Source organism: Paenibacillus sp. FSL E2-0201 (genome assembly GCF_037963325.1).
Lineage (GTDB): Bacteria > Bacillota > Bacilli > Paenibacillales > Paenibacillaceae > Paenibacillus_AQ.
In genome coordinates this window covers 5498313-5523478 of record NZ_CP150154.1, presented here as the reverse complement: position 1 = coordinate 5523478, position 25166 = coordinate 5498313, and the positions used below count along the sequence as shown (strand labels likewise).

The 25166-nt window shown below is 43.0% G+C and carries 24 protein-coding genes; 20 read left to right on the top strand and 4 right to left on the bottom strand.

Features of this window, described 5'->3' with window-relative positions:
- Positions 1 to 20: 20 nt before the first annotated feature.
- A complete protein-coding gene (locus NSU15_RS24875; RefSeq protein WP_339287904.1) occupies positions 21 to 1304 on the top strand; it encodes a Gfo/Idh/MocA family oxidoreductase in 1284 nt (427 codons plus the stop codon).
- Positions 1305 to 1522: 218 nt separating this feature from the next.
- Here NSU15_RS24875 and NSU15_RS24870 read toward each other — a convergent pair whose 3' ends face one another.
- Entirely contained in the window at positions 1523 to 1708 is a 186-nt protein-coding gene (locus tag NSU15_RS24870; protein ID WP_339287903.1) for a hypothetical protein, read from the bottom strand.
- A gap of 530 nt (positions 1709 to 2238) precedes the next feature.
- Between NSU15_RS24870 and NSU15_RS24865 the strand changes: the two genes are divergently transcribed.
- From NSU15_RS24865 to NSU15_RS24780, 18 genes are all read left to right on the top strand, one after another.
- Positions 2239 to 3150, top strand: a complete 912-nt coding sequence (locus tag NSU15_RS24865) for a dihydrodipicolinate synthase family protein (protein ID WP_339287902.1) — start codon at positions 2239 to 2241, stop codon at positions 3148 to 3150.
- Positions 3151 to 3154: 4 nt separating this feature from the next.
- Positions 3155 to 3796, top strand: coding sequence for an SGNH/GDSL hydrolase family protein (locus NSU15_RS24860; protein WP_339287901.1), 642 nt, complete (start codon positions 3155 to 3157; stop codon positions 3794 to 3796).
- Positions 3797 to 3877: 81 nt separating this feature from the next.
- A complete protein-coding gene (locus NSU15_RS24855; protein WP_042130748.1) occupies positions 3878 to 5284 on the top strand; it encodes an extracellular solute-binding protein in 1407 nt (468 codons plus the stop codon).
- An 85-nt stretch (positions 5285 to 5369) separates the two neighbouring features.
- A complete protein-coding gene (locus NSU15_RS24850; RefSeq protein WP_042130747.1) occupies positions 5370 to 6245 on the top strand; it encodes a sugar ABC transporter permease in 876 nt (291 codons plus the stop codon).
- A 13-nt stretch (positions 6246 to 6258) separates the two neighbouring features.
- Positions 6259 to 7101, top strand: coding sequence for a carbohydrate ABC transporter permease (locus tag NSU15_RS24845; RefSeq protein WP_081390001.1), 843 nt, complete (start codon positions 6259 to 6261; stop codon positions 7099 to 7101).
- A gap of 24 nt (positions 7102 to 7125) precedes the next feature.
- The gene (locus NSU15_RS24840) at positions 7126 to 7815 is read left to right on the top strand and encodes an N-acetylmannosamine-6-phosphate 2-epimerase (RefSeq protein WP_042130746.1); all 690 of its coding nucleotides are present in this window, start codon (positions 7126 to 7128) and stop codon (positions 7813 to 7815) included.
- Positions 7816 to 7838: 23 nt separating this feature from the next.
- Positions 7839 to 8711 carry an ROK family protein gene (locus NSU15_RS24835; RefSeq protein WP_042130744.1) on the top strand — a complete coding sequence of 291 codons (873 nt, stop codon included), beginning with the start codon at positions 7839 to 7841 and terminating at the stop codon, positions 8709 to 8711.
- A gap of 23 nt (positions 8712 to 8734) precedes the next feature.
- Positions 8735 to 9589: a MurR/RpiR family transcriptional regulator gene (locus tag NSU15_RS24830; RefSeq protein WP_042130742.1), complete on the top strand. Its 855-nt coding sequence runs from the start codon at positions 8735 to 8737 to the stop codon at positions 9587 to 9589.
- 210 nt (positions 9590 to 9799) lie between these two features.
- Complete coding sequence (locus NSU15_RS24825) at positions 9800 to 10273, top strand: YhcH/YjgK/YiaL family protein (RefSeq protein ID WP_042130741.1); 474 nt, start codon at positions 9800 to 9802, stop codon at positions 10271 to 10273.
- 452 nt (positions 10274 to 10725) lie between these two features.
- Positions 10726 to 11838 carry an amidohydrolase/deacetylase family metallohydrolase gene (locus NSU15_RS24820; RefSeq protein WP_076120800.1) on the top strand — a complete coding sequence of 371 codons (1113 nt, stop codon included), beginning with the start codon at positions 10726 to 10728 and terminating at the stop codon, positions 11836 to 11838.
- Positions 11804 to 12907, top strand: a complete 1104-nt coding sequence (locus NSU15_RS24815; RefSeq protein ID WP_339287898.1) for a DgaE family pyridoxal phosphate-dependent ammonia lyase — start codon at positions 11804 to 11806, stop codon at positions 12905 to 12907. The genes NSU15_RS24820 and NSU15_RS24815 overlap by 35 nt, the downstream gene beginning before the upstream one ends.
- 1 nt (position 12908) lies before the next feature.
- Positions 12909 to 13664, top strand: a complete 756-nt coding sequence (locus tag NSU15_RS24810) for a KDGP aldolase family protein (RefSeq protein ID WP_042130737.1) — start codon at positions 12909 to 12911, stop codon at positions 13662 to 13664.
- Positions 13657 to 14673 (top strand): sugar kinase, encoded by a 1017-nt coding sequence (locus tag NSU15_RS24805; RefSeq protein WP_042130735.1) that lies wholly within the window; start codon positions 13657 to 13659, stop codon positions 14671 to 14673. The genes NSU15_RS24810 and NSU15_RS24805 overlap by 8 nt, the downstream gene beginning before the upstream one ends.
- A gap of 8 nt (positions 14674 to 14681) precedes the next feature.
- Positions 14682 to 15395: a GntR family transcriptional regulator gene (locus NSU15_RS24800; protein ID WP_042130734.1), complete on the top strand. Its 714-nt coding sequence runs from the start codon at positions 14682 to 14684 to the stop codon at positions 15393 to 15395.
- 246 nt (positions 15396 to 15641) lie between these two features.
- Entirely contained in the window at positions 15642 to 16634 is a 993-nt protein-coding gene (locus tag NSU15_RS24795) for an ABC transporter substrate-binding protein (RefSeq protein ID WP_076120796.1), read from the top strand.
- Positions 16615 to 17391: an ABC transporter ATP-binding protein gene (locus NSU15_RS24790; RefSeq protein WP_339287897.1), complete on the top strand. Its 777-nt coding sequence runs from the start codon at positions 16615 to 16617 to the stop codon at positions 17389 to 17391. The genes NSU15_RS24795 and NSU15_RS24790 overlap by 20 nt, the downstream gene beginning before the upstream one ends.
- 50 nt (positions 17392 to 17441) lie before the next feature.
- On the top strand, positions 17442 to 18137 hold the full coding sequence (locus tag NSU15_RS24785) for an ABC transporter permease (protein ID WP_339287896.1): 696 nt from the start codon (positions 17442 to 17444) through the stop codon (positions 18135 to 18137).
- An 85-nt stretch (positions 18138 to 18222) separates the two neighbouring features.
- Positions 18223 to 19311: a low temperature requirement protein A gene (locus tag NSU15_RS24780; RefSeq protein ID WP_042132430.1), complete on the top strand. Its 1089-nt coding sequence runs from the start codon at positions 18223 to 18225 to the stop codon at positions 19309 to 19311.
- Between the two features lie 212 nt (positions 19312 to 19523).
- On the opposite strand, the gene NSU15_RS24775 is transcribed toward NSU15_RS24780, so the two are convergent.
- Positions 19524 to 20405, bottom strand: a complete 882-nt coding sequence (locus NSU15_RS24775; protein WP_339291455.1) for a serine hydrolase — start codon at positions 20403 to 20405, stop codon at positions 19524 to 19526.
- 237 nt (positions 20406 to 20642) lie between these two features.
- Here NSU15_RS24775 and NSU15_RS24770 point away from each other — a divergent pair, with 237 nt between their 5' ends.
- Positions 20643 to 23006 (top strand): YcdB/YcdC domain-containing protein, encoded by a 2364-nt coding sequence (locus NSU15_RS24770; protein ID WP_339287895.1) that lies wholly within the window; start codon positions 20643 to 20645, stop codon positions 23004 to 23006.
- Between the two features lie 89 nt (positions 23007 to 23095).
- Here the strand turns inward: NSU15_RS24770 and NSU15_RS24765 are convergent, their stop codons facing one another.
- Together NSU15_RS24765 and NSU15_RS24760 are read right to left on the bottom strand one after the other, a co-directional pair.
- Positions 23096 to 23917, bottom strand: coding sequence for a TerC family protein (locus NSU15_RS24765; protein ID WP_339287894.1), 822 nt, complete (start codon positions 23915 to 23917; stop codon positions 23096 to 23098).
- Positions 23918 to 24272: 355 nt separating this feature from the next.
- Positions 24273 to 25163, bottom strand: a complete 891-nt coding sequence (locus NSU15_RS24760) for a carbohydrate ABC transporter permease (protein WP_081954172.1) — start codon at positions 25161 to 25163, stop codon at positions 24273 to 24275.
- Positions 25164 to 25166 lie beyond the last annotated feature (3 nt).

Sequence of the window (25166 nt, the reverse complement as noted above, 5' to 3'; positions counted from 1 at the left end):
GCGCAAGAGGAGGAGTAGTCTTGAGAACATTAACAGCTGTATTACTTGGCGCTGGCAGTCGAGGGAGATATATTTATGGGCCCTACGCGGAGAAGTTCCCGAATGAATTAAAGATTGTTGCCGTAGCTGAGCCGGATGATGAACGTAGAAATCGATTTGCAGAAATTCATAGAATTGCCCCAGAGCATGTCTACAATTCTTGGGAGAAAGTATTCGATCAGGGACAAATTGCGGACGTGATGATAATTGCTACGCTCGATCGGATGCATTATATTCCAGCGATGAAAGCGATGGAGCTAGGCTATCATGTCATGCTAGAGAAGCCGATGTCTCCTTCCATGGAAGAATGCATCGAATTGGAGCAAGCTTCGCTTCGGTATAAGCGACTGCTCGTAGTAACCCATGTCCTGCGATATTCCCCGTTCTGGTCTGGGATCAAAAAATGCATCGAAGACGGTGAACTCGGAACGATAGGTACGATTCAATTAACCGAAAATGTGGGCTACCTGCATATGACACACAGTTATGTCCGCGGGAATTGGCGCAATTCGGAGGAGACGAGTCCCATGATCCTGGCCAAATCATGTCATGATCTGGATCTCATCTCATGGCTTATGAATCAACCGTGTACAAGCGTGAGCTCGTACGGATCATTACTGCATTTCAGGGCGGAGAACGCTCCGGAAGGCTCCGCGGATCGCTGTATCAACGGCTGTGAGGTTGAGAAGGAATGCGCCTTCTCGGCGATGAAAATATATATTCAGCCTCCGGAACACCCTTGGGCACGCTATATGACGAATGATTTGTCGCAAGAGGGGATCTTGAAGGCGCTTAAGGAAGGACCGTGGGGTCGCTGCGTGTATCACTGCGATAATAATGTCGTGGATCACCAGGTAGTCAACATGGAGTTCGAGAACGGAGCGAATGCATCGTTCATCATGTCAGGGCTGACACAGAGCGGCACACGTCGGGTTCAAATTATGGGAACACAAGGCGAGATCATCGGGGATATGGACAAAGGATCCTTCACGCTGTACCGCTATGTATCGGGTGAGAAGGTTGAGATTGGCTGCAATGTGGAAGGCGATGGTCATGGAGGCGGCGATGACCGTATGGTGAGCTCATTCCTGCGGATTGTGCGTCAATTTGACAGCAATCCATCGCAAGGCTTGACCTCGGCGACGGCATCCCTGCAGAGCCATTTGATCGCATTCGCGTCGGAACATTCGAGATTGAACGCAGGTCAGACGGTCAAGCTTTCGGACTTGCAGAAAAAAGAAGAAATGTCGTATAAGATAAAATGATACTAGGAAGCCTCTTTCGAAGTGATGGGATGCTGTCATGGAGAGGGAGGTTTTTTGGTATGGATTTGATTCAAGTAATTGAGTCAATATGGAAAAGGTTATTCGTTACATAATCTCAAGACATAATAAAAGACCGCTCTACTGGAATGACTTCCGGATCTGGCGGCCTTAGGACAAGATTCTATTATAGGGTCAATCTGTATCTAAATGTAGTGAGATTAATGGAATTTAACTGTCTTGATACGAGCTTCTTCTTCATAGGTAAGTGGTTTTGGGGATCTTGGAGTGTGCAAATGACGTTGCACGGAATATTCCATTTTTTGATAATCCTCATTACCTGAATGCATCGTTGGATTCCAATTTTCCGTTACCCAATTTTTAAGTTCCTTAAGACCTGCTAGCATTTCCTCCAGCCTCCTTTGGCGAAGAAACAATATATTTTATATTGTTTTGATTACGCTTTCATTATAACATAGATATTAGTTTTTTAAAGATATGTCCACCGTAAAAACACAGTTTTATTAGTGAACATTGTGTGTTAATTAGGTTTTGTATGCCGTTGAAAGAGAAGTGTCTCCCGGATAAGGACATTTTTGACGGGATCAAATAAATAGAACATTATCCATAAAAGCTATACTAAAAATCCAATAAGTACCAAATGGGAGAACTGACTTTTAAGCTGTAGATAGTGATACTCTGATAATAACTAGGGCCGCATATATAGTACGATAATCTATTTATATATAGGGAATAAGATCTTATTTTTGAGAAAGTTCACTTAAAAGAAAATGTTTTTCTATTAATGAACCTTTCCTGGTGGAAATAAATTTTATTTTATAAAAAATAGAGAAAATAATTTACAGAATTAAATTTAAGTGATATCTTGAATATGTAGAACAGAAACCGCTCACATCTTAAGGGGGATTAATAAACAATGACACTAACCAAGTTCCACGGAATTATACCTGCCTTCTATGCTTGCTATGACGATCAAGGGAATATTTCTGAATCCCGTACGCATGCCTTATGTGATTATTTATTTGAAAAAGGTGTTCAAGGTGTTTATGTGGGAGGCAGTTCTGGAGAATGTATCTACCAGAGTCTGGACGAACGCAAAGCGGTACTTAGCTACGTAGCTAACAACTTGAAAGGTAAAATGACGCTGATCGCTCATGTAGGTGCGCCTTCTACAAGAGATAGTATCGAATTAGCAAAACATGCGGCGAGCTTAGGATATGATGCACTATCTGCAATCCCCCCTATATATTTTAAATTACCAGATAGCGCAGTAACTAAATATTGGAGCGATATTATGGAGGCAACTCCTCTACCGTTCATCATTTACAACATCCCTCAGACTACGGGATATACACTAACCCCAGCTTTATTCGAGAAACTGCTTGCTAATAAAAAGGTTATCGGTGTTAAGAATTCTTCTATGCCACCTATGGATATTGAACGCTTCAAAAGAGTGGGCGGAAAAGATGTAGTGGTATTTAATGGACCGGATGAACAATATGTTGCGGGAAGAATTATGGGAGCTGATGCAGGTATTGGTGGCACTTATGCTGTTATGCCGGAGCTGTTCTTGCAAGCTAATAAATTTGTTCTTGCCGGCAAGTTTGAGGAAGCAGGACAACTTCAAAGTGATATCAACGATATCATCATCGCGCTTTGTTCCCTCAAGGGTTCTATGTATGCGGAAATTAAAGAGGTTCTGAGATTAAGAGGTGTAAACGTTGGTAGTGTAAGAGCACCACTTGAAGGGATAGCCGCTGAAGATGCTGGTCCAATCGCAGACATTATGAAATTGATTGATCAAGCGATCGAAAAATATTGTGGTTAATGCAATGAAGAGAACGATCGTATGCTTTGGCGATTCCAATACTTGGGGCTACGACGCAGAGACTGACCAAAGGTTTAAGGATGAAATCCGTTGGACAGGACTTCTGGATACAGAACTGGGCAACTCTTATCGTGTCATAGAAGAAGGGCTTCCCGGTAGAACCAGTGTCAGTGAGGATCCGTTATTTGAAGGGTTAGCCGGAATTTCTTACCTCTATCCATGCCTCATGTCACATGCACCGCTTGACTTGGTTGTGATCATGCTTGGAACGAATGATACGAAAGAAAGATTTGCACTCACTTCATATAACATCGCTCAAGGTATCGTTAGACTTGCTCTTAAAGCTAAAGGGAGCGGGGCAGGACACGCGGGAAAAGCTCCAGAAGTGCTTGTGATCGCTCCTCCCCCTATTGGAGCAGAGTATATCCATACTCCCATTGGTAAGCCGATGGGAAGTAATTGTAGCGAGAAATCTATGGAGCTATCGCAGCATCTTGCAGCGTTGCTTAAGGGCACAGATATCCACTTTATGGATTCCAGAGAATATGTATCGATGAATGAAATTGACTACATGCATCTTGATATACAAGGACATCGAAACATGGCTGATCTGGTGCAAAATCATGTCAAACGGATTTTAGATTAGGATTTGTTTCTGGACTGGCTTATAAAACACGAAGCGATTCAGAAAAAATAATACTAACAAAACTTTTAGGGAGGATTATTAATGAAGAAGAAACGTTTACTCTCGACAATGGTTGCATTAATGGTAATTATTTCACTAATTTCAGGATGTTCTGGTAACAATGCAGCAAGCTCTAATAAATCCGATAATGCTTCTACATCAGGCAAGGAAAAAGTGGCAATTAAAGTATGGCTGACCCCTCAGTGGAAGGGTGTTGTGGATGCAACCGAAAGCGGTGCTGACTATGATAGTTTCCTTAAAGCCGCTGCTGAGAAGTTCAAAGCGCAATACGACAAATATGATGCTGACATTCAAGTCGAAGTCATTGCCGGGGATCAGCGCGACCAACTCCTCAATGTTAACTTGAGCGGAGGTACGCCGCCGAATGTCTTCTTTGAAAGCGTATTCCCTATGGGCGATTATGTTCACCGTGGTGCGTTGGAGCCTTTGACAGACATCATCGATGATAACGCAAAAAGTGATATCGCACAAAATTACTGGGATGCAGTAACGTTCGGAAAAGATGTGTACTTCTATCCATTCCAACATAATCCAGGTACTTTGGTCTATAACGCAGACATGTTTAAAGCGGCTGGTTTAGAAAAGTTCATCGGTGGAGAGTCCGAAATTAAGACTTGGAACTTGGATGAATATCAACAAATCTTGGACGGTCTGAAAAATGATCTTCCGAAGGATAAATATTCTAATGCTTATCCAATGGCACTGTACGCTGTGAATAACCAAGGAGATACTTGGAACCTTGCATACTTAAGAATGTTCGGCAATAAGTTCTTTGACGATCAAGGAAACATTATTCTGAATGATGCGAATGGTGTTAAAGCTGCTACATGGTTGAAAAAACTATATGACGGTGGATATACAAATCCAGGTGCAGAATCTGTATCCTCCAATGACGCCAATGCCATGTTCCAGAATCAGCAGCTAGCGATCAGTTTCACCAATCCAATCTTGTTCAATGGCTCAAAAGCAAATATGGAATCCGGCACTTCTCCTAAATTTGATATGCGTCTTGCTAATATTCCGTCTGAAAGCGGAGATCCTCTATCCTTTACTTATGTAGTGGGTGCTAGTGTATTTAAGTCCAAAGATGCGAAGAAGACTGAAGTCGCTAAAGATTTCGTGAAGTTCTTTTCAAGTGATCCTGAATTAGTTAAATCCTCTAAGAATGGTATCCCTGTGAGAAGCTCGGTGGCCGAAGAACTGAAGTCAGAGAATCCACTCTTTGCTGCTTATGACGCCAATTCAAAATATTTGTTCAACTTCACGGGTAACGTTCCAGGATATAGCCAATTAAGAGAAGTTTTGTACCCTGATCTGCAGGCGCTTTACATGGGAGCAAAGACACCAGAACAGTTTGTACAAGATTATCAGACCAATGGTAATAAAGTGATTGATACGAATAAAGCTAGCTCTGTCATTTTCCAATAATCTAAGAACAGGTAAACAATAAACGATTAACAGCCTTTAGAGTCTGAAGAGGCTCCAAGGGCTGTTAATTAGAAAGGTAAACGATATGAAACTACGTAGTAATTACCTAAAAGAGAATATTACAGGTTATCTGTTTATTTTACCTCAGATGATAGTATTCTTAGCCTTTCTTGTCTATCCGATCTTAGAAGGGATGCGCCTGAGTTTATACCAAATTAATTATGATAGTGAGAAGTTTGTGGGTCTGGCTAACTACACCACATTGTTTAATGATCCGGTATTCTTTAAAGCTACCTTTAATACGATTATATTCGTAGTCTTTATCGTTCTACTTACCGTGGGCTTTGCACTATTCGTTGCCTCGGCTGTATTTGATAAGAACGCTAAGTACGTCTCCTTTATAAGAGGAAGCTATTATATTCCGGTCATGGTATCCATGGTTGTTATGAGTATGGTGTGGAGCTTCCTGTTGAATCCCGCTAACGGACTTATTTCTTTTATCTATAAAGATATGGGTTTTGGGACGATCAATCTTCTAGGAAATCCAAAGACGGTTTTGCCGGTGGTTATCTTTGTGACCTTCGCAACGAACGTAGGCCAAGCCATTATTCTGTATATAGCTTCGATGATTGGTGTATCTAAAGAGCTTTTTGAAGCAGCAGAAATCGACGGTGCAAGCAGATGGCAAGTGATTTCGAAGATCCTCATTCCTTCTGTAGGACCTACAACGACCTATATTACGATTATCAATATTATTGCTGTTCTAAAAATATTTGTAGTCATCCAGCTATTAACCGGCGGCGGACCGAACAACTCATCGGTAACCTTGATGTACTACCTTTACAATAATGCATTTAAGTACAATCAACTCGGTGTAGCTTCTGCGGTAGGCGTTATCATGTTCGTGATTACATTATTATTATCTGTGCCTCAGCTGCGAAGCATGATTAAGGTGAAGTGAGGGGGAATACAACATGTCGAAAATTAGAAACAAGAAGAAGAGAGAGAAGTTTGATGTGATATCGAATGTTATCATTGTCCTCTTCGCGCTCCTTAATCTTTTTCCATTGTATTGGTTATTCACAAGCTCGCTCAAGAACAGTTCAGATGTTGTGAAGATGCCTCCAGACTGGTGGCCTAAATCGATTACATTCTCCAACTATGTAGATGTGTTTCAGAACCAACCGGCTTTGAGATGGACGTTTAATAGTATTTATGTCTCAGGTGTATCTACGATTATCGTTATTATTGTAGGCGCTATGGCAGCTTATGCTTTCTCAAAGATCAATTTTAAAGGTAAAGATATCATCTTCATTATCTTCATATCGAGCTTGATGATCCCTAAAGAAATTATGATTGTGCCTTTATTCCGGATTACACAGCAATTTGGAATGGTGAATTCCTATAACGGTATGATTTGGCCGAACGTCGCGGGTGCATTTGGAGTGTTCCTGTTAAAAGGATTCTTCGATTTAACGCCTAACGCTTTAAGAGAAGCTGGGAGAATAGATGGTGCAAATGAATGGAGAATCTTTACTCGCATCATGGTGCCAATTATTAAACCTGGTATTGGAGCCTTATTTATTCTGAATTTCGTGCAAGTCTGGAATGATTACTTGTGGCAGCTGGTTATAGGCCAAGAGAACAAAATGAAAACATTAATGGTTGGTACTGCGACCTTAATGCAGGATTTGAATCCTAATTTCGCATATAAAATGGCCGGAGCCACCATTGCTGCAATTCCGATGTTGCTAGTGTTCATGTTATTCCAACGGTTCTTCACCAATGGGATTACTGCAGGAGCAGTTAAAGAATAAATAAAAAAGTGGAGTGGGTTACTGATGAATACTGAAAATAATGTACTTAAAAAGATAAAACATAAACTAGTCGTCTCTAGTCAAGCCTTACCCGAAGAACCGCTGCATAGTCCGTTTATTATGGGGAGAATGGCATATGCAGCATACTTGGGCGGTGCCTCCGGCATTCGGGCTAATAGCGTAGCTGATATTCAAGAAATCAAGAAAACAGTGAATCTACCCATCATCGGGATCATCAAGAGGGTATATGAAGGTTCAGAAGTATTTATAACACCAACCCTGAAGGAAGTAGATGAGCTTTACCGCGAAGGCGTAGATATCATTGCTATGGATGCGACGGACCGAATTAGACCAGATGGATCTACCATTTCAGAACTATTTCCTAACATAAGAGAGACCTACAAAGATCAGCTGTTTATGGCAGACTGCTCTACATTTGAAGAAGCGGCTAAAGCTGTCGAGCTGGGATTTGATCTTGTGGGAACGACCTTAAGCGGATATACAGCATACACTAAAGACCGTTCACTCCCAGACTTCGAGCTAGTCAAACAAATCGTAAGCAACTTCTCTGTGCCTGTGATAGCTGAAGGTGGCGTTTCTACGCCCGAAGAACTGAAGACGATGTTTGATTTAGGGGTCTATTCAGCGGTAGTTGGCTCAGCGATTACAAGACCAATGGAGATTACAAAAAGGTTTGTGAGCGCTATTCAGTAGAATGCCAGAGAGGGTAGATGGGAATGAGAATTGTAGCCGTAGATATTGGCGGTACCAACACCAAAATGTGTATTTGCGATGAGTATGGGAATGTTGATAATTTTAAAGAGTATGCAACAGAAAGTGATTTGGGCGGTCCGCATGTAGTCGCAAGATTGCTTGTGAAAATTGCAGAATATGATGATTTTGATGCCATCGCTATAAGCACGGCTGGTCAAGTCAATGCTGAAGAAGGATTTATTGTCTATGCTAACGAAAATATACCTAGATATACAGGGATGAAGATTAAGGAAATTGTAACAAATCATTTTCATAAACCTGTTATGGTAGAGAACGATGTGAATTCAGCAGCATTAGGTGAAGCTCATTATGGTGCTGCCCAGAACTTTAACAATTTCTTATGCTTGACGTTTGGCACGGGCATCGGCGGTGCAATTGTAATGAACCGCCAAATCTATAAAGGAGCAGATGGAGTGGCGGCCGAATTTGGCCATATCCTTACACATCCATTGTCAGATGCGGTGGAGGGACTGCCTTTTTATGAAAAGTATGCTTCAACCACCGCTTTAGTCAAGATGGCTCAGCAGGCAGATCCCGAATGTGTAGACGGGAAGGTTCTTTTTGATAAAATACACAACGGGGACGAAGCTCTGAAACAGATCTTGGATTCTTGGATAACTGAGGTGTCTGCGGGCTTAGCCTCTATTATTCATATTTTTAATCCATCCGCTATAATCATTGGGGGTGGTGTTATGGAGCAAGAAGATTTAGTTCAAAGGGTAGAAGAACGGACAAAGTCTTTAATTATGGAGAGTTTTGCAGGTGTAAGAATTGTTAAGGCCTCACTTGGGAATAAGGCAGGCTTGCTAGGAGCTTCCTCTTTATTCGCATATTAAACCATTGTAAAGGAGGGGCTTATTTGCGAACAATCAGTATTTTTACTTCAATTCATTCCAAGTACAATAATTTGACGAATACGGAGAAGAAGGTAGCGGACTACGTCCTGGAGAACACGAGAAGTGTTGTCTATATGTCCATTACTGATCTTGCAGATGCGTGCGATGTAGGGGAATCAAGTATCTTTCGATTTTGCAAATCTTTAAGTTATAAAGGGTACCAAGAGTTCAAGATTGCACTAGCTCATAGTATCACTGTGGAGAATGAGATCCCGCAGCTTACGGATCAAATTCTAATGGACGACACGACTGAAGCAGTGGCTTCCAAAGTGCTGACCACAAATGTAAGTGCACTGAACGAGACCTATAATTTAATTGATATAAAGAAGATCAATGAAGCCATTGATTATATGATTAACGCGGAACGTGTATTATTCTTCGGCGTTGGCTCTTCTCTAATCACGGCAATGGAAGCCAAAATTAAATTTATGCGCATTACAAACAAAACAGAATGTTTGATGGACTCACATCTTCAGATGATGTCAGCAGCGCTAATGTCTGAGCGAGACGTCGCTGTAATCATTTCTTATTCCGGCTCAACGAAGGATAGTATTGAGGTCGCAAGAAAGGCGAAGGAACGAGGCGCTAAAGTGGTGTCCATTACGAGATTTGAAAAGTCACCTTTAACATCGTATTCGGATCTAACCTTACTATGTGGTGCTAATGAGGGCCCTCTGCAGGGCGGTTCATTATCTGCTAAGATCTCACAGCTCTATCTGCTGGATATTTTATATGTGGAATATTTCAAAAAAACTAGCGAGCAGTCCATTATCAATAAAGAAACAACTGCTGCGGCAGTTAGTGAAAAGCTCCTATAAGTGCGAGCTCAAAAAGTATGGTTTTCAGCACCGAGAAGATTGGATGAAGGTAGAAACTGAGGAGCGGAGTGAAAGCTACGTGAGCACCGGAAGATTCGCCTGAATTCAATATTCGATGTCGAGTAAGCTTCTTAGGCTACTTCGTGGTCAAAAGCGGACTTTTTGAACAACCTCTGTAAGATAATTGAGATGTGGGGAGAATGAGACATTATGATCTTAGGTTCATTGTCATCTTGGGAAGAGCATAGCAGATATGAGAATTCAGTCATTGTAGAGGCTATTGAGGAATTGAAAGTCATCTTACAACACGAACCGGATCTCGGGCGAATCGAGATCCGCGGGAACGAGATCTATGTTTCGATTATGGCGCTAGAGGCGAAGTCGCTAGAGGAACAGGTTGCTGAAAAGCATGAGTCTTACATTGATGTGCATTATCTGATCGAGGGTGAAGAAACGATCGGCTGGTCACCGCTGCAAGAAGAGATCGAGGCTACTAAGCCTTACGATGCCGATGCAGATTATGCGCTTTATCCTCCCTCAACTGAAGAGATTTTGTTAACTTTGAAGCCGGGTATGTTCGCTGTCTTTTTCCCGCATGATGTACACAGACCTGGGATGGGTCAGTCGGGTATGAAGATTAAGAAGGCTGTTATTAAGATACATGTAGGGTTATTAATTTCATAGATTAAGAAAGCAGCGATTCTCCTTTGTATTGGAGGATCGCTGCTCTGCGTTTTCGGTCATTTGCAGCTTACCTCAGTAGATTGTGGGCAAGAGATGGCCAAACTGATAGATAATTAGGGGAAATCTCCCTGAAATTCTGCGATTTTTGCTTATATGACTAATAATTAGGGAAAATCTCCCTCTAATTTATCTGATTCGGTGGTGAATATAGATATTACCCCGATTTTTAGGGAGGAATTCCCTAATTCTTTTCATTTAAAGCAATCATCGGCTATAATCAGGGAGATTTTCCCTAATTACTCTCAAAAAGAATTCTTCACATAAGTAGGTTGCTCTAATTTTGTGACAGTCTCGTCTATTTTTATTCATAAACATTATAACGTTATATTTACTTCCTGTGCTATTCGTGGTATTTTAAACATTATAATGTTATATGGAAAAAGGTGAGAACAATGGATGAAAGATACGTGCTCCGTCAGGTGAAACGAGTAAGCGGAGAAGAGATCGACATTGTAATCGAGAATGGAAGAATCGCTGAGATCACTCCGGCAGGTGAGGGCCGTGGGGGGCAGGTGTGGGAAGGCTCAGGTGCATACGTATCCAGTGGTTGGATTGATATGCATGTGCATGCTTTTCGCGAATTTGATCCGTATGGCGATGAGATTGATGAGATCGGTGTCCGGCAAGGGGTGACAACTCTAGTAGATGCCGGTAGCTGTGGGGCGGATCGGATAGGTGATCTGGTTCAGGACGCATCTCTAGCTAAGACGAATGTGCTGGCGTTCTTGAATATCTCGAGGATTGGACTACTAAGAATTGATGAGTTATCCAACTTGGAATGGATTGATAAGGAGAAGGTTTTGGAGTCTGTCCGAACTTACGGGAAGATGATCGTAGGATTAAAGGCTAGGATCAGCAAGAGCGTTGTCGGGCCTAGCGGAATTGAGCCGCTGCATATTGCACGAAGCCTATCATTGGAGACAGGGCTGCCGTTAATGGTACATATCGGTTCAGCACCGCCAGATATCAGAGAGGTTATGCCTCTTTTGCAGCAAAAGGATATTGTTACCCATTATCTCAACGGAAAAGAGAATAATTTGTTTGCTGCAGACGGTCAGCCGCTTCAGGTACTGACTGAGGCTATCGAACGAGGAGTTCATCTAGATGTGGGGCATGGAACAGCAAGTTTCTCTTTTAAGGTAGCTGAGGCTGCTAAACGTAACGGCATAGGACTGAATACGATTAGCACGGATATCTATCGAGTGAACCGGATGAAGGGACCTGTCTTTAGCATGTCTAATGTACTTTCCAAGTTTCTATGTTTGGGCTATGCTCTGGATGAGATTATGGCAGCGGTTACTTCAAATGCGGCAGAATGGCTGGGCAGACCGGAGCTAGGCCGAATACAGGTAGGTGATCCTGCTAACCTGACCCTGTTCACCTTGCAGCATGAACCTACTGTGCTTATTGATTCTGAAGGGGAAGAAAGAGTGGCGGATAAAGTAATTCACGCAAAAGGAGTGGTTATAGGTGGGGAATTCATTAAATGCGAAATACGGGCTTAAACGCGTAATTAATGCTAGCGGTCGAATGAGCATTCTGGGGGTGTCGGCTCCTACTGATACTGTGATGAATGCGATGAAGCAAGGTGGACAGAATTACGTAGAAATAGCGGATTTGGTGGATAAAGCCGGAGATTACACGGCGCGTATTCTCGGTGCTGAAGCAGCGATTATCGTCAACTCAGCCTCCAGTGGTATTGCGTTGTCCGTTGCGGCGCTAGTGACCCAAGGTAACCGCCGCCGCAGTGAACGTCTGCACCAAGAGGTCATTCCGCGCAACGAAATCATCATTCTGAAGGGTCATAATGTACAGTACGGAGCTCCGGTGGAAACGATGGTCTATCTAGGTGGAGGTAAACTAATTGAGGTAGGCTATGCGAATGAAGGCCGGGCTGAACATATAGAGGACGCTATTGGTGAGCAGACTGCTGCTATTCTGTATGTGAAGTCCCACCATGCGGTGCAGAAAAATATGTTGTCTGTTGAAGAAGCATGGGAGATCGCCAAGCGTAAAGGGGTGCCGCTAATCGTTGATGCTGCAGCGGAAGAAGACCTCTGTAAATATGTGAAATGCTCTGACCTGGCGATTTATAGTGGGTCCAAGGCCATTGAAGGGCCTACTTCCGGAATCATTGCCGGTAAACGTAGTTATGTGAAATGGGTTAAGGTCCAATTGTATGGAATAGGACGCAGTATGAAAGTGGGTAAAGAAACAACCTTTGGTCTGCTGCAAGCTTTGGAGGAATACATGGTGAAGGAAGACAGAAGTGACATCGAGCAAGCGTCTTTGCAGGCACTGATGGTGCTGAATGATCTTCCTGGTATTCGTGTAACCATTGTGCAGGATGAGGCGGGACGTGCCATCTATCGCGGCCGAGTTCAGGTGGATCCACAGCAGGCCGGTATTACGGCGAAGGAATTGGTAGAGGGGTTGCAGCAAGGCGAGATTGCGATCTATACCCGCGACTATGGAGTGAAGCAGGGATATTTCGATATTGACCCACGGCCGCTTCTGGGGGATGATCTGCTCGTGATTGTAGACAGTATTCGTAAATTAATAGGGGGACAATAAGATGACGACGATTTCACAACGTTTTTATAAGGGTCGCACCGCATTAAATGTACTCGCAAAAGATATCGCTAATGCTAAAGCGATTTATGAAGCGGCGGAAGGATATGTGCTGGTCGGTGTGCTCTCTAAGGATTATAAGACGGCAGAAGAAGCCGTAACAGCCATGAAGCAGTATGGTCAAGAAATTGAAGATGCGGTATCGATTGGCTTAGGTGCAGGAGATAATCGCCAAGCGGCAATTGTTGCCGAGATTGCTAAGCATTATCCGGGGAGTCATATTAACCAGGTGTTCCCGGTGGTTGGAGCTACGCGCGCTAATCTTGGCGGGAAAGACAGCTGGATCAACAGCATGATCGCCCCTTCCGGTCACGCTGGTTATGTGAATATTTCTACAGGACCTTTCAGCGCTGCGCAGAGTGAAGCGGCGATTGTACCTATAGCATCAGCAATTGCGCTAGTTCGGGATATGGGTGGTAATGCACTGAAGTATTTCCCGATGGAGGGTTTAAGCCGTGAAGAGGAATACCGCTCTGTCGCTAAGGCCTGTGCTGAGGCAGGGTTTGCACTCGAACCTACCGGTGGGATTGATATGGACAATTTCGAGGCAATATTGGAAATTGCGCTTGAAGCAGGGGTGCCACAAGTGATTCCGCATGTCTACTCATCCATTATCGATAAAGAATCGGGCCAGACCCGGATCCAGGATGTGCGTGATTTGCTTGGAATTATGAAAAGGCTGACAGATAAATATGCCTAAACGAATCGGGGCATTCGGAGAAGTGATGATGCGTCTGCAGGTGCCGGGAGTTCAGCTGCTATCACAAGGAAACAGCTTAAACTATTCATTCTCTGGCACCGGGGTTAATGTCAGCTCTGCACTGGCACGCTTCGGGCATGAAGGTGCTTTGGTTTCCCGTTTGCCGAATACTTCTTTGGGGGAAGCCGCTGCGGCGCATTTGCGTAAGCTGGGGATTTCTTCAAACTTCGTTATGCGAGGAGGAGAATATCTAGGCTTGTATTTCTTGGAGAATGGATTTGGTGCACGTCCAAGCAAGGTGACTTACAGCAATCGTCTGGAGAGCAGCTTCAACACGGCTCCTGAGGAAACATATCATTATGAAGAGATTGCTCGAAGTCTCGATGTGATCCATTTCTGCGGCATTACGCTGGCTATGAACGAAAGTGTGCGTCATCACATGAAATCTTTAGCTAGAGCGGTCAAGCAGCAGGGTGGAACAGTGATCTTTGATTGCAACTATCGTCCGTCCTTGTGGGGAGCGGAAGGATATTCACTAGCGAAGCCGCATTACGAGGAGATGCTGCAGCTGGCCGATATCGTAATGATGAATGAGAAGGACGCGATCCATATCTTAGGGATGAGTACTGCACAAGCTGAACGTGAAGAGCAATTGCTCGAACTTATTCCGGTAGTTGCGAAGCAGTACGATATCTCGGTGATCGCTGGCACCCATCGCAGTATTCATGGCGACAACTCACATTCACTGCGTGGTTTTCTTTATAAGAATCAGAGCTTCTTCTTTTCGGATACGCTGAGATTTCTCGTCTATGATAGAATAGGGGCTGGAGATGCCTATACGAGCGGAATTGTGCATGGCGAGCTAACAGGATTTACACCTGAGCAGACCGTACAGTTTGCCGCTACCGCTAGTATGCTAGCTCATACTGTCGAGGGCGACACTCCCATGGCTTCAGAAGCGGATGTCCTTCGAGCTATGACTCTATCCGTAGGCGATGTAGAAAGGTAGTGAACCTCTTGAGTTTGTCCCGAAAAGATAAGCCTTTATATTTGCAAATCGCAAATATTATAAAGGATCGGATTCTACACGGAGTCTATCCTATAGGATTAAATATTCCTTCCGAACCTCAGCTAGAGCAGGAATTCAATGTCAGCAAGATCACAGTACGCGGTGCCATTCAGGAGCTTGTCCAAGAAGGATTTCTGGAGAAAGGTAGCGGCAAGGGGACGAAGGTGATCCGTAATACCTCATCCTCCAAGCTGTCCAAATGGAAAAAGTTCACGGAAATTCTGGTGGATGAAGGGCACCAAATTCGGAAGCAATGGCTGAAGGCGGAGCGAGTATTTAATGAGGTCGGAAGTGAACCGTACCGTTTATTCGGCGAACATTGTTTGCGCTTGGAACGCATATACACTCTCAATGATAATCCATACGTTCATTACACGCATTATTTAGTAAATGGTATGGATGATTTGGATCTACTTGATTTGAATGCCCAGTCCTTGTATGAGCTGCTTGAAGAGCGGAGTGTTTCCCTTGAGAGGCTACGTGATGAATTTTCTGTCGCTGTCCCTCCGCCTGAGGTAGAGGAGATCCTACTATTGGAAAAGAAGTGTCCTTTGCTGAAACGAACACGCTATTCTTATGATGAGCTGGGTAAGGTAACTGAGTATAGTATCGGCTTCTACAATACAGAGCTACAGAATTATGTAGTGAACTATGAGGTGTAGGTAGCGAAAATCCGGAGCAATTTGCAGGGGAGATTCCTTGCAGGATGGTTCGGATTTTTTGCATCTTAGTATGTGATAAATCTAACTATTTTAATTTATGAATATACAAGCTATGATGACTGATGTAAAATTACAATACCTGAAGCGTTCTGGAACAGCTTAAGGGCTTTTTGCATGCTCTTTTGCAGATTGCAAAGAATAGAGGCATGTCTACTATAGAAAGATTAATGGAGGTAGGAGAGTTTTATGAAGAAAAAATCTTTAAAAAAGATGTTGATGTTGTCGATGATGGTCGTTGTCATTGCTGTACTTGCAGTAGGTTGTGGTTCAAAGAATAACACGAATACAACATCGACAGAGGGAAACGCAGCAGAGGCTTCAAAAGAACCTGTTACTTTGTCGCTTGGCTTACTGCCTTCTATTGATGCTATTCCTTTTGTGATTGCTCATGAGCAAGGCTTTGATAAGAAACATGGAGTGAACCTAGACATTCAAACGTTCAAGAGTGCAAAAGATCGTGATGTCGCTTTTCAAGCTGGTAAGCTGGAGGGGATCAGCGCTGATCTAGTTGCGATTTCTATCTACAATGAAGCTGGGCTGGATGTGAAGATCACTAGTACAACTTTTGGTGAATTCGATTTATTGACTGGGAATGACGCCATCCAAGATGTGAAGGATCTGAAAGGCAAAACCGTGATTTTGTCCAAAAATACTTCCACACAATATACGGTGGCGATGATGCTGAAACAAGCGGGTTTGACGGAGGATGATATTACGGTAACTGAGGTTCCACAAATCCCTACCCGTTTAGAATTGCTTAAGAACAATAAGGCGGATGCAGCTATTTTGCCTGAACCATTTGTAACTATGGGTAAAACCTCAGGCTTGCGCGTGCTTAGCTCCACGCATACCGCGGGAGTGAATCCATTTGTATTGGCTTTCCCACAAACTGCTATTGATGCTAAGGCAGATGCGATTCGGAATATGTATGCTGCTTATGACGAGGCTGTAGCGTATATGAAATCTCATGATCAATCCGAATATATCGATCTTGTGATCAAAGAAGTTGGCTATCCAGAAACGTTGAAAGATGAGATTAAGGTGCCTGATTATGTTCCTGCCAATCAAGTGGATGTGAAAGAAGTAGAAGCTGCATTTGCATGGGCACGGGAAAAAGGTTTGCTTAGCAAAAATATCTCGGCCGAAGATGTGATTTCTGATGTCCAATTCAAAAAATAAGGGACTCGTCATTAAGGGTCTTAAAGTAGAATACAAGACGGGTCAACTGGCCTTAGGACAGATGGATTTATCTTTGCCAGAGCATGGGATTTACACGATCATCGGACCCTCTGGCAGTGGCAAATCCACGTTACTACGGGCGATCGCAGGTTTGCTGCCGAGCTATATGGGGCAAATACTTTTTAATGAAAAATCCGTGCATGATAAAGAAACTCTGATCGGTCTGGTACCACAAAACTATGGGCTTCTCCCATGGAAGACTGTACATGATAATATTCAAATCGCAATGAAAATCTCGCATACTGCGAGCACAACCAAGCAAGAACGGGAGAACCAGATTAATCAGTGGCTTTCATCAATGGGAATCTCTGATTTAGCTGATCGTTATCCTCTATCTCTCAGTGGGGGACAGCAGCAAAGAGTGGCAATCGCTAGAGCATTCGCTATTTTGCCCACCATTTTGCTGCTGGACGAGCCATTCTCCGCACTGGATGCGATTACGCGGGAAACGCTGCAGCTTCTCTTTTTGGATAACTGGTTGACGCATCCGGCGACTACCCTATTTGTTACCCATGATGTGGAAGAAGCTATTCTGCTGGGACAGAAAATTATTGTCATGCCATCTAACAAAGAAGAAATGCCGGAAATTATCGATAATCAATTGGTGTTTCATATGAAGCATGAGGATAAGCGGGACAGTGTAGATTTCTTTGAGCAGACTAAGCGAATCAGAAAGGTAATGCAGGAGATATGGTGAGAAAAAGTCGGATTCATCACATAATAAGACTGGTGTTTGTGTTCTTTTGTATGAATGTGGTTTGGTATATTGCCTATTTGCTTATGAATCATTCGATTTTGCCTAGTCCATTCGCAGTGTATAACGCTATGTTTCAATTGGGTGCACAGGATATTGCTTTGAATGTGGGGTATAGCTTGTTCAGAATTTTTGCAGGTGTAGTGCTTGCGTTAATCATTGGGCTGCTCATTGGTCTTCTGATGGGACGTTCGCTGACTTGGAATAAGCTGCTGGACCCTGTGGTCTACTTAACCTATCCTGTTCCAAAAATTGCTCTGCTTCCGGTTGTGATGTTATTCTTCGGGCTTGGTGAAACATCTAAAATTTTAATGATTATGCTGATTCTCTTGTTCCAGATTATCATTTCGGTTAGGGATGGTGTGAAGGCTATTCCTGAGAATACCTATGATGTCTTAACGAGTATAGGGGCAAGTACAGTGCAGAAATTCTGGCATGTGACACTGCCGGGTGCACTGTCAGTCATTCTGAGTACGATTCGTATTTCGCTTGGAACGGCGATATCTGTCCTCTTTTTCACGGAGATTTATGGTACCGAGCATGGTATGGGCTTTTTCATCATGGATGCTTGGTTAAGACTGGATTATCCGGAAATGTATGCGGGAATTATGCTGTTCAGCTTGGTGGGGTTTGTCCTCTTCTTGCTTGTTGATTTTCTGGATTACAAGTTTATGAAGTGGCGGAATTAGCTGTGTCAGGGATCCAACACATCCAAACCAAGGGAGCAAAACGATGAATAATAGCACATCGGGAACTGAACACAGATCAACATCAATGGCTGAGAAGAAAGTGACCTGGCTGGAACTGTTTTATGATCTACTGTTTGTAGCTGCAGTTTCAAAAGCGAGTCATGTCTTATTGCATGTAGAGACGGGTACAATTCCACTTGAATACTTATCCAAGTTTATCTTAATCTTTGTTCCGATCTGGTGGGCTTGGGTGGGGCAATCGGTTTTTGTTAACAGGTTTGGACAAGACATTTTTTCACACCGAATATTTCTGATTCTACAATTATTCTTTGTATTAATCATGACAGCTAGCTTATCGGTTGATTTTGATCAACATTATGTACCATTCTTAGTAGGTTATGTTGGTTTAAGAGCCATGACAGCCATTCAATATCTTACGGTACATAAAAATGAAGAGGACGATAGAAAGAGCACTGCCTGGTATTTGGGAAGTCGATTTTGGATTGGTATAGTAATCTCTTCTTTATCACTTTTCTTCGATTCTTGGGTTCGTTATGCAGTGCTGTATGCAGGAATTACTGTAGACATCTTGCTCCCCTTAATCGGGCGGAAATACTTGGTGAAAAGCCCTATAAACACTCATCATTTATTAGAGCGCTTCTCATTGTTCACGCTCATTCTGCTTGGTGAATCAGTGGTCAGTATACTTGCAGTGCTGCAGTCCAGCCACTGGACCTGGCAATCTATTTTATTTGCATTATTAACTTTCTTATTAATTATTGCGATGTGGTGGCAATATTTTGATAATGTTGAGAAGAAAGTGGACAAGAGTATAGAGACTGCCGGGCAGACCATAATTTATGGACATTTGTTTATTTATATCTCCTTGAGTATGATTGCTGCTTCGATCCAACTGTTATTTCTGGAACAACTGGATTATATATTTATGGTGTTTTTTATTTTTGGGTCGGTGTTGCTCTACTTCTTCTCTACTTCGTTGGTCTTCCATAAATATAGACGTTCACAGCAAAGATTAGGGATGTTCCATTTAGTGTTATTATTAGGTTTACTTGGAGTGTTTTTCGCAGTAGATTTGCTCTTCCTTATACCTAATTACCTGATCATCGGAGAGATGATGTTGTTCTTTGGTGTATATGCCAAAGTAACGACTTGAGCAGCTTTACATCGCAGCTGAATCATAAGAAGAAGGAAGCCGGTCCATGTGATCGGCTTCCTTTTTGTTTTATATCCATGAAATATAATCTATTTAGTTAAGAACGAAATTAGTTCAAAGAAAACAGAGACAGCCTAAGACTTTATCCGTCTAGGGCTGCTGCAGCTCTATAGGTGGTATCCACACATAAAGCTGCATATAATCCCCTGTCCCTATCGCCCAAGAAGAGCAGGTACAATAAATCGGCCGAAGACATTTGCAGGTGAGCGTTTCTTATATTTATCCGCAGTGATGACTGCAACCAGCTCGTAGGCTGGAACCACAATAATGTGCTGACCCATGAAACCAAGCGCAAAATAATAAGGGATCTCATTCGGCTGCTGCTCTGTGCCTGCATTGAATGAGGATACCCACCAGTGCCAGCCGTAGAAGCCCTTCTGTGGAAGTGTGGCTTCAACATATGGGTGAGTGGACTTCTGAACCGTGTCTGAAAGAATAAGCTGCTGAGCCTTCCAGCGCCCCTCTTGCAAATAAAGGAGACCGAATTTCTGCATATCCTCTGGCTTCAGATAAAGGCCAAAACCACCAGTATGTATGCCTTGCGGATCACTATCCCAGCGATAGCTTTCGATGCCAAGCGGCTGAAACAGCTGATCTTCGGCAAAGGCAGCCACGTCTTGTCCAGAACAATCCCGCAGAATCGAGGATAAGAGCTGAGAGCATCCGGAGTTATAAGTCATCACGGTTCCAGGCGTATGCGCAAGCGGCTGCGCGAGCACAAACTTTATCCAGTCTGCGGTTTTGGTCATGGTCGGAAAAGAATTCTGCCCCCCAAACTCCGTCCAGTTAAAGCCAGCTGTCATTGTTAATAAGTGACCGATCGTGATCTCTCTTTTTCGGGGGTCCTGATCCTCTTTTAATAAAGGGAAAAAGAGTGAAATAGGGGTATCCGGTGGTGGAACGATTTGTTTATCTATGGCTATGCTGACTAGAGCGGCGAGCACACTTTTGGTGCATGAGTTAATTTTGCCAAGCTCTACTGCAATTTTAGGCTCGCGATAATGCTCCAGTATGGGTTTTCCATGTTGAACGATTAGACAACTGCGAATATCTAGGCCAGTAATACCGTCTATAAGCGGCTGAAGGTTCCAGTCAGTGATGTGGGTGGCCCCCTTTCATAGATGAGTTGAAGCTGTAGCTGCCTACCATTATAGCTTATATAGCATACATTACATAAATGTTGTAATTTCCTGTCGTTAATTAAATATGGAAAATATAAGAAATTATCTGTATAATGTTATGAATCACGTGTTAGAGGAGGATGAATTCTTTTGAAAAGCAATAACACGCACTTTGTTCATCAGACAGCTAAAACGGTATTGATTACTTCAGTGGCAATCGCATTATTGTTACCACCAAGCTTGGCTGCTGCCGATTCTACATCTGTTAGCAGCAACACTGTGGTAACCCAGGTTAGCGCACAAGCCCCGACTACTACAACGACGTCCGAGGCAGATATTACAAAAGTGAAATTCACGCAGGAGCAAGCGATTGCAAAGCTAAGAGAATTATTCCCATCCCTAAAAAATGCAACGGTAAACAATGTTCAACTGGGATCTAACCAAAGCTACCCCGCTCCAGCAAATCAAATGATCTGGAATATTCAGTGGCAAATGCAAGAAGGGAATATGGGATATGGCTTTAGCAGCGAGATAGATGCGATTAATGGAGATATCATCAGTACGTATATTTCATATCCACGTGAGAATAACGAATCCTATTATCCACCGAAAATATCGCAGACGCAGGCACTGGAGATCGCCAAGGCTTTTGTGGCTAAGGCAGCTTCATCGGTTAAGAGCAGTGATCTGCAATTAAATGAGAATGTTGGTTATAATTATTTTTCGAGCGCTTTATTCGGTCCTGTTCAATATGGCTATTTCTTCAATATCATGAAGAATGGTCTTCCCTCTGGATCGGATAGCATTAACATAGCTGTGGATGGGAACGGAGATGTAATTCAATTCTCTAAGTCTTCTCAAGGGCTTGAGTATCCGTCTGCACAGCCTAAGATTACCTTGGAGCAAGCACAGAAGCAATTTGCGGATCAGCTTGATGTAGGTCTTTTTTACATTCCTATTTATAAGAACGGAAAACCCAACAACTGGATTCTAGGCTGGCGTCCGGTGGATCAATCTCTATATCCTATCGATGCATTGACCGGCAAGAGAATAGATTATGAAGGAAAAGAATCCGTATCCACTCCAGTCGTGTATTCAGATATAGCCAAGAGTAAGGATGTCTTTCAAGCAAGAAGCTCTACTACAGAGCTTTCTGCAAAAGAAGCGGAACAGCTTGTAAAGAAGGTAGCTTACATTCCAGCAGATCGTAAATTGATTTCTCAAAGCTTGAGAAATGACTATCAGGATACGAATCGGAAGATCTGGCAGTTATACTGGGGTGGTAATGGAAATGAACGTTTCATTGGTGCTGGTTTTCCAGAACAATCCTCTGCTGAAATAGATGCAAAGACCGGTGAAATATTGCAGTACCAAGTTCAAACCTATGGTGTTACTCAGGATAAAAAAGAAGAGCCGGCTCCTGTTGGAGGGAAGAAGCTTAGTGAGGCTGAAGCTAAGTCTAAAGCGCTTAGTATAATTAATAGCCTATATCCTCAGGCGAGCGAGAAGCTAAAGCTTGTTGAATATGGAGCTAATTCAAGCGTGACTTCAGACGGATCTGCATTCAGATACCAGTTTATTAGATATCATCAAGGGATTCCTGTGAGTGACAGCAATATTACGGTAAGCTTGGATCTTTACGGCAGACTGATTTCTTACATGGGGAATCGGATAAGCGGTATCGATGAGATCACATTATCGCCAGATGCTAAAATATCCAAGAAGGAAGCACTCGAAAGTTATAAACCCAAATATCAGACTAAGCTAAGATACACTCAGGTTGGCGGATACAATACTTATAGCAGTTATGTCGCGCCAAAGGTGAAGCTGGTATATGATACAACCTTTGATGAATCTAACGGATTGTATCAGGTTTTAGATGCAGCCACTGGAAAATGGACTGCGGTTTATGATTATCTCGGTCAGCAAGATACTCAAATATCTGCGACGGATATCAAAGGCCACGCAGCAGAACAGCCATTGTCAGAATTAGTAAAGTATCATGTGCTTACTCCGGATGCCGATGGTAAAGTGAACCCGGATCAAGAAATAACTGTTGGTGATTGGATAACCTATCTTGTTAAGGCTTCTAATCCGAATTTCAGCAATTATTATAATAATAATGAACGAAAAACTGTGGCTGGCGTGAAGCCTGAAAATTCATATTATGATGCTGTTACTTATGCGGCAGATCGTAAGTGGATCAATAAGGATGAAAGCCTCCAAATTGATAGTAAATTAACCCGGGAACAGCTTGCTGTTCTGCTGGCTAATTTTTTGAAATACAACAAACTCACAACCTATCTTGATAAAGATGTGACTGTAAGTCAATTTAGCGATAGTTCATCTATTAACAAAAAGGGTGCAGTGGCTCTTGTTGTGAAATTGGGAATCTTAAAGGATGACAACGGCAAGTTTAATCCGCAACAGACGGTATCGAAAGCGCTGGCGGCTACGGTGATTATGAAGCTGGTGGAGCTGCAAGGAAAGACCGATCAGATTATAGGTCAATAAGAAAAAAAGAAAATAACCCGAAAGACAAACACCTTTACAGTTCAGGGTATGTCTTTCGGGTTATATTTTTTTTTACAATACAAATACAATTAATGGAGCTGTTTATCTACTTCTTTAACTGGACTCTCTCCAACATTCTCTTCTACCTTGCTGCTCATAAACCAACCGATTGCAGCGATGAGCACGAGTACAACATAGAAGGTAACCTTCCAAATGGTACTATGCGCGAAATCCTCGGAAAGAACACCAAGTGAAGGGTGTGCCAAGGTAATGACTGCGAGCTTAACGCCGACCCAGCCTACGATGAAGAAGGCTGCAATTTCAAGACCTGGACGGGTGTGAAGCAGCTTAACGAAGAAGGAAGCTGCAAAACGCATAATAACCAATCCGATAAATCCGCCGGCAAAGATGACGAGGAATTGTCCGCCGTCAAGGCCTCCGATTTTTGGAAGACCACTTGCAGGAAGTGCAACCGCAAGTGCAACTGCGGCTAGGATGGAATCCACCGCGAAGGCGATGTCAGCAACTTCTACTTTAAAGACAGTAAACCAAAAGCTGGATTTCTTTTTGTTGACTGCGCCGTCCGTACCGCTTTCAGCTGCCTCATCCGTAACTGGTTTCTTGATTAATAGTTTTCGGAAGATATGGTTCCCCGCGATAAACAGTAAATAAAGTGCGCCGATGGCTTGTACTTGCCAAATATCAACCAGGTAAGAGATGACAAATAGTGAACCGAAGCGGAACACGAAGGCTCCGGCTAATCCGTAGAATAGTGCTTTTTTTCTTTCCTCATCAGGAAGGTGTTTAACCATAATTGCCAATACCAGTGCGTTATCTGCGGCTAGTAGTCCTTCAAGTGCTACAAGAACTAGTAATACCCAGCCGTACTCTAATAATAATCCCCAATCCATTACTGTTGTCCTCCCTTTTCTTATGCAAATATCTACTAAAAGATACTTACCTTACCATTTTAACCAATTTTATATAAAAAAGACCTTTACCAAACAGATTAGCCTTTGGAATAAAGGTCTAACCTGATTGGTAAAGGTCTCGCTAACAATGTTGAATTGCCAATAAAGCCGGAGAATATCCTCATATTCTCGTATTGACGACTTTATTTAACAGCTACTCCCCTTTACGGGATATATTAAATTTTTGATTTAATTCGTTGTGATTTTGCCTAAGGAGATCATATACGAGTTGAAAGTTAATGTCAATAAAATGTTGGAGAAAGAAGAGAAGCTAGAGTTCTCCGTGTTTTTTGTGTTATCCCTTAACCGCTCCGGCGGTAATTCCCTTGGTCATCTGTTCTGTGAAGAGCAGATAGATCAGGATGGTCGGGATCGCAATGATCGTCATAACCGCGAACTGAGCACCATAGTTGGACGAATATTCTCCGGCGAATTTCATAATGGAGAACGGAATGGTTTTGAGATCCTCTGAGGTGAGGAAGGTGTTCGCCATAATGAATTCATTCCAGGTGCTGATGAAATTGAGTACACAGATGGTAGCGAGTGCGGGTTTCGTAATTGGCAGGATGATGCGGAAGATCACACCGTAAATGCCACAGCCATCGATAACCGCCGATTCTTCAATCGCGCGAGGGATGGTCTCAAGAAAACCGGTCATAATGAGCACGCTCATTGGAATGACAATAGCCGAATAAGGCAGAATCAGCGTGTACATATTGTTCAGCATTCCGAGCTTGTTAAACAGGATAAAGTTCGGCAGCAATGTCGCATGAATAGGAATGATCATGCCCATCATGATGAGTGACAACACAATACCACTCAGCTTCCATTTCATGCGTGTGAACGCATATCCCATCATCAGTGACACTAGTGCGGACAGCGCAACGGTAATTACTGTAATGATAAGACTGTTGGCAAAATAGCGTGGTACACGCCCATAGGTAAAAGCGTTTCTATAATTCTCCCATTGCGGTGGCGATGGCCATTTCAGAAAAGAGCTTCCGAAGAAATCACCACTCTTTAGCAGGGAGTAATCGATCAGCCAGATGAGCGGAAATAACTGAATCAAAGCGATGAGACAAAGAAACACCATCATTAGGATTTTGCCAGTTGTAGGTTTACTGCGCTTCTGTTTATGAAGCTTCAGATTGGGGGGCGAAGCGGCAGGTGCTAATGAATTATTCATATG

Bases quoted from the DNA above. Each gene is read 5' to 3' on its own strand.
- NSU15_RS24795 (WP_076120796.1), top strand. From the start codon at position 15,642: ATGAAGAAAAAATCTTTAAAAAAGATGTTGATGTTGTCGATGATGGTC.
- NSU15_RS24805 (WP_042130735.1), top strand. From the start codon at position 13,657: ATGCCTAAACGAATCGGGGCATTCGGAGAAGTGATGATGCGTCTGCAG.
- NSU15_RS24820 (WP_076120800.1), top strand. From the start codon at position 10,726: ATGGATGAAAGATACGTGCTCCGTCAGGTGAAACGAGTAAGCGGAGAA.
- NSU15_RS24765 (WP_339287894.1), bottom strand. From the start codon at position 23,917: ATGGATTGGGGATTATTATTAGAGTACGGCTGGGTATTACTAGTTCTT.
- NSU15_RS24845 (WP_081390001.1), top strand. From the start codon at position 6,259: ATGTCGAAAATTAGAAACAAGAAGAAGAGAGAGAAGTTTGATGTGATA.
- NSU15_RS24840 (WP_042130746.1), top strand. From the start codon at position 7,126: ATGAATACTGAAAATAATGTACTTAAAAAGATAAAACATAAACTAGTC.
- NSU15_RS24870 (WP_339287903.1), bottom strand. From the start codon at position 1,708: ATGCTAGCAGGTCTTAAGGAACTTAAAAATTGGGTAACGGAAAATTGG.
- NSU15_RS24865 (WP_339287902.1), top strand. From the start codon at position 2,239: ATGACACTAACCAAGTTCCACGGAATTATACCTGCCTTCTATGCTTGC.
- NSU15_RS24780 (WP_042132430.1), top strand. From the start codon at position 18,223: ATGGCTGAGAAGAAAGTGACCTGGCTGGAACTGTTTTATGATCTACTG.
- NSU15_RS24825 (WP_042130741.1), top strand. From the start codon at position 9,800: ATGATCTTAGGTTCATTGTCATCTTGGGAAGAGCATAGCAGATATGAG.
- NSU15_RS24850 (WP_042130747.1), top strand. From the start codon at position 5,370: ATGAAACTACGTAGTAATTACCTAAAAGAGAATATTACAGGTTATCTG.
- NSU15_RS24785 (WP_339287896.1), top strand. From the start codon at position 17,442: ATGAATGTGGTTTGGTATATTGCCTATTTGCTTATGAATCATTCGATT.
- NSU15_RS24855 (WP_042130748.1), top strand. From the start codon at position 3,878: ATGAAGAAGAAACGTTTACTCTCGACAATGGTTGCATTAATGGTAATT.
- NSU15_RS24810 (WP_042130737.1), top strand. From the start codon at position 12,909: ATGACGACGATTTCACAACGTTTTTATAAGGGTCGCACCGCATTAAAT.
- NSU15_RS24835 (WP_042130744.1), top strand. From the start codon at position 7,839: ATGAGAATTGTAGCCGTAGATATTGGCGGTACCAACACCAAAATGTGT.
- NSU15_RS24790 (WP_339287897.1), top strand. From the start codon at position 16,615: ATGTCCAATTCAAAAAATAAGGGACTCGTCATTAAGGGTCTTAAAGTA.
- NSU15_RS24760 (WP_081954172.1), bottom strand. From the start codon at position 25,163: ATGAATAATTCATTAGCACCTGCCGCTTCGCCCCCCAATCTGAAGCTT.
- NSU15_RS24860 (WP_339287901.1), top strand. From the start codon at position 3,155: ATGAAGAGAACGATCGTATGCTTTGGCGATTCCAATACTTGGGGCTAC.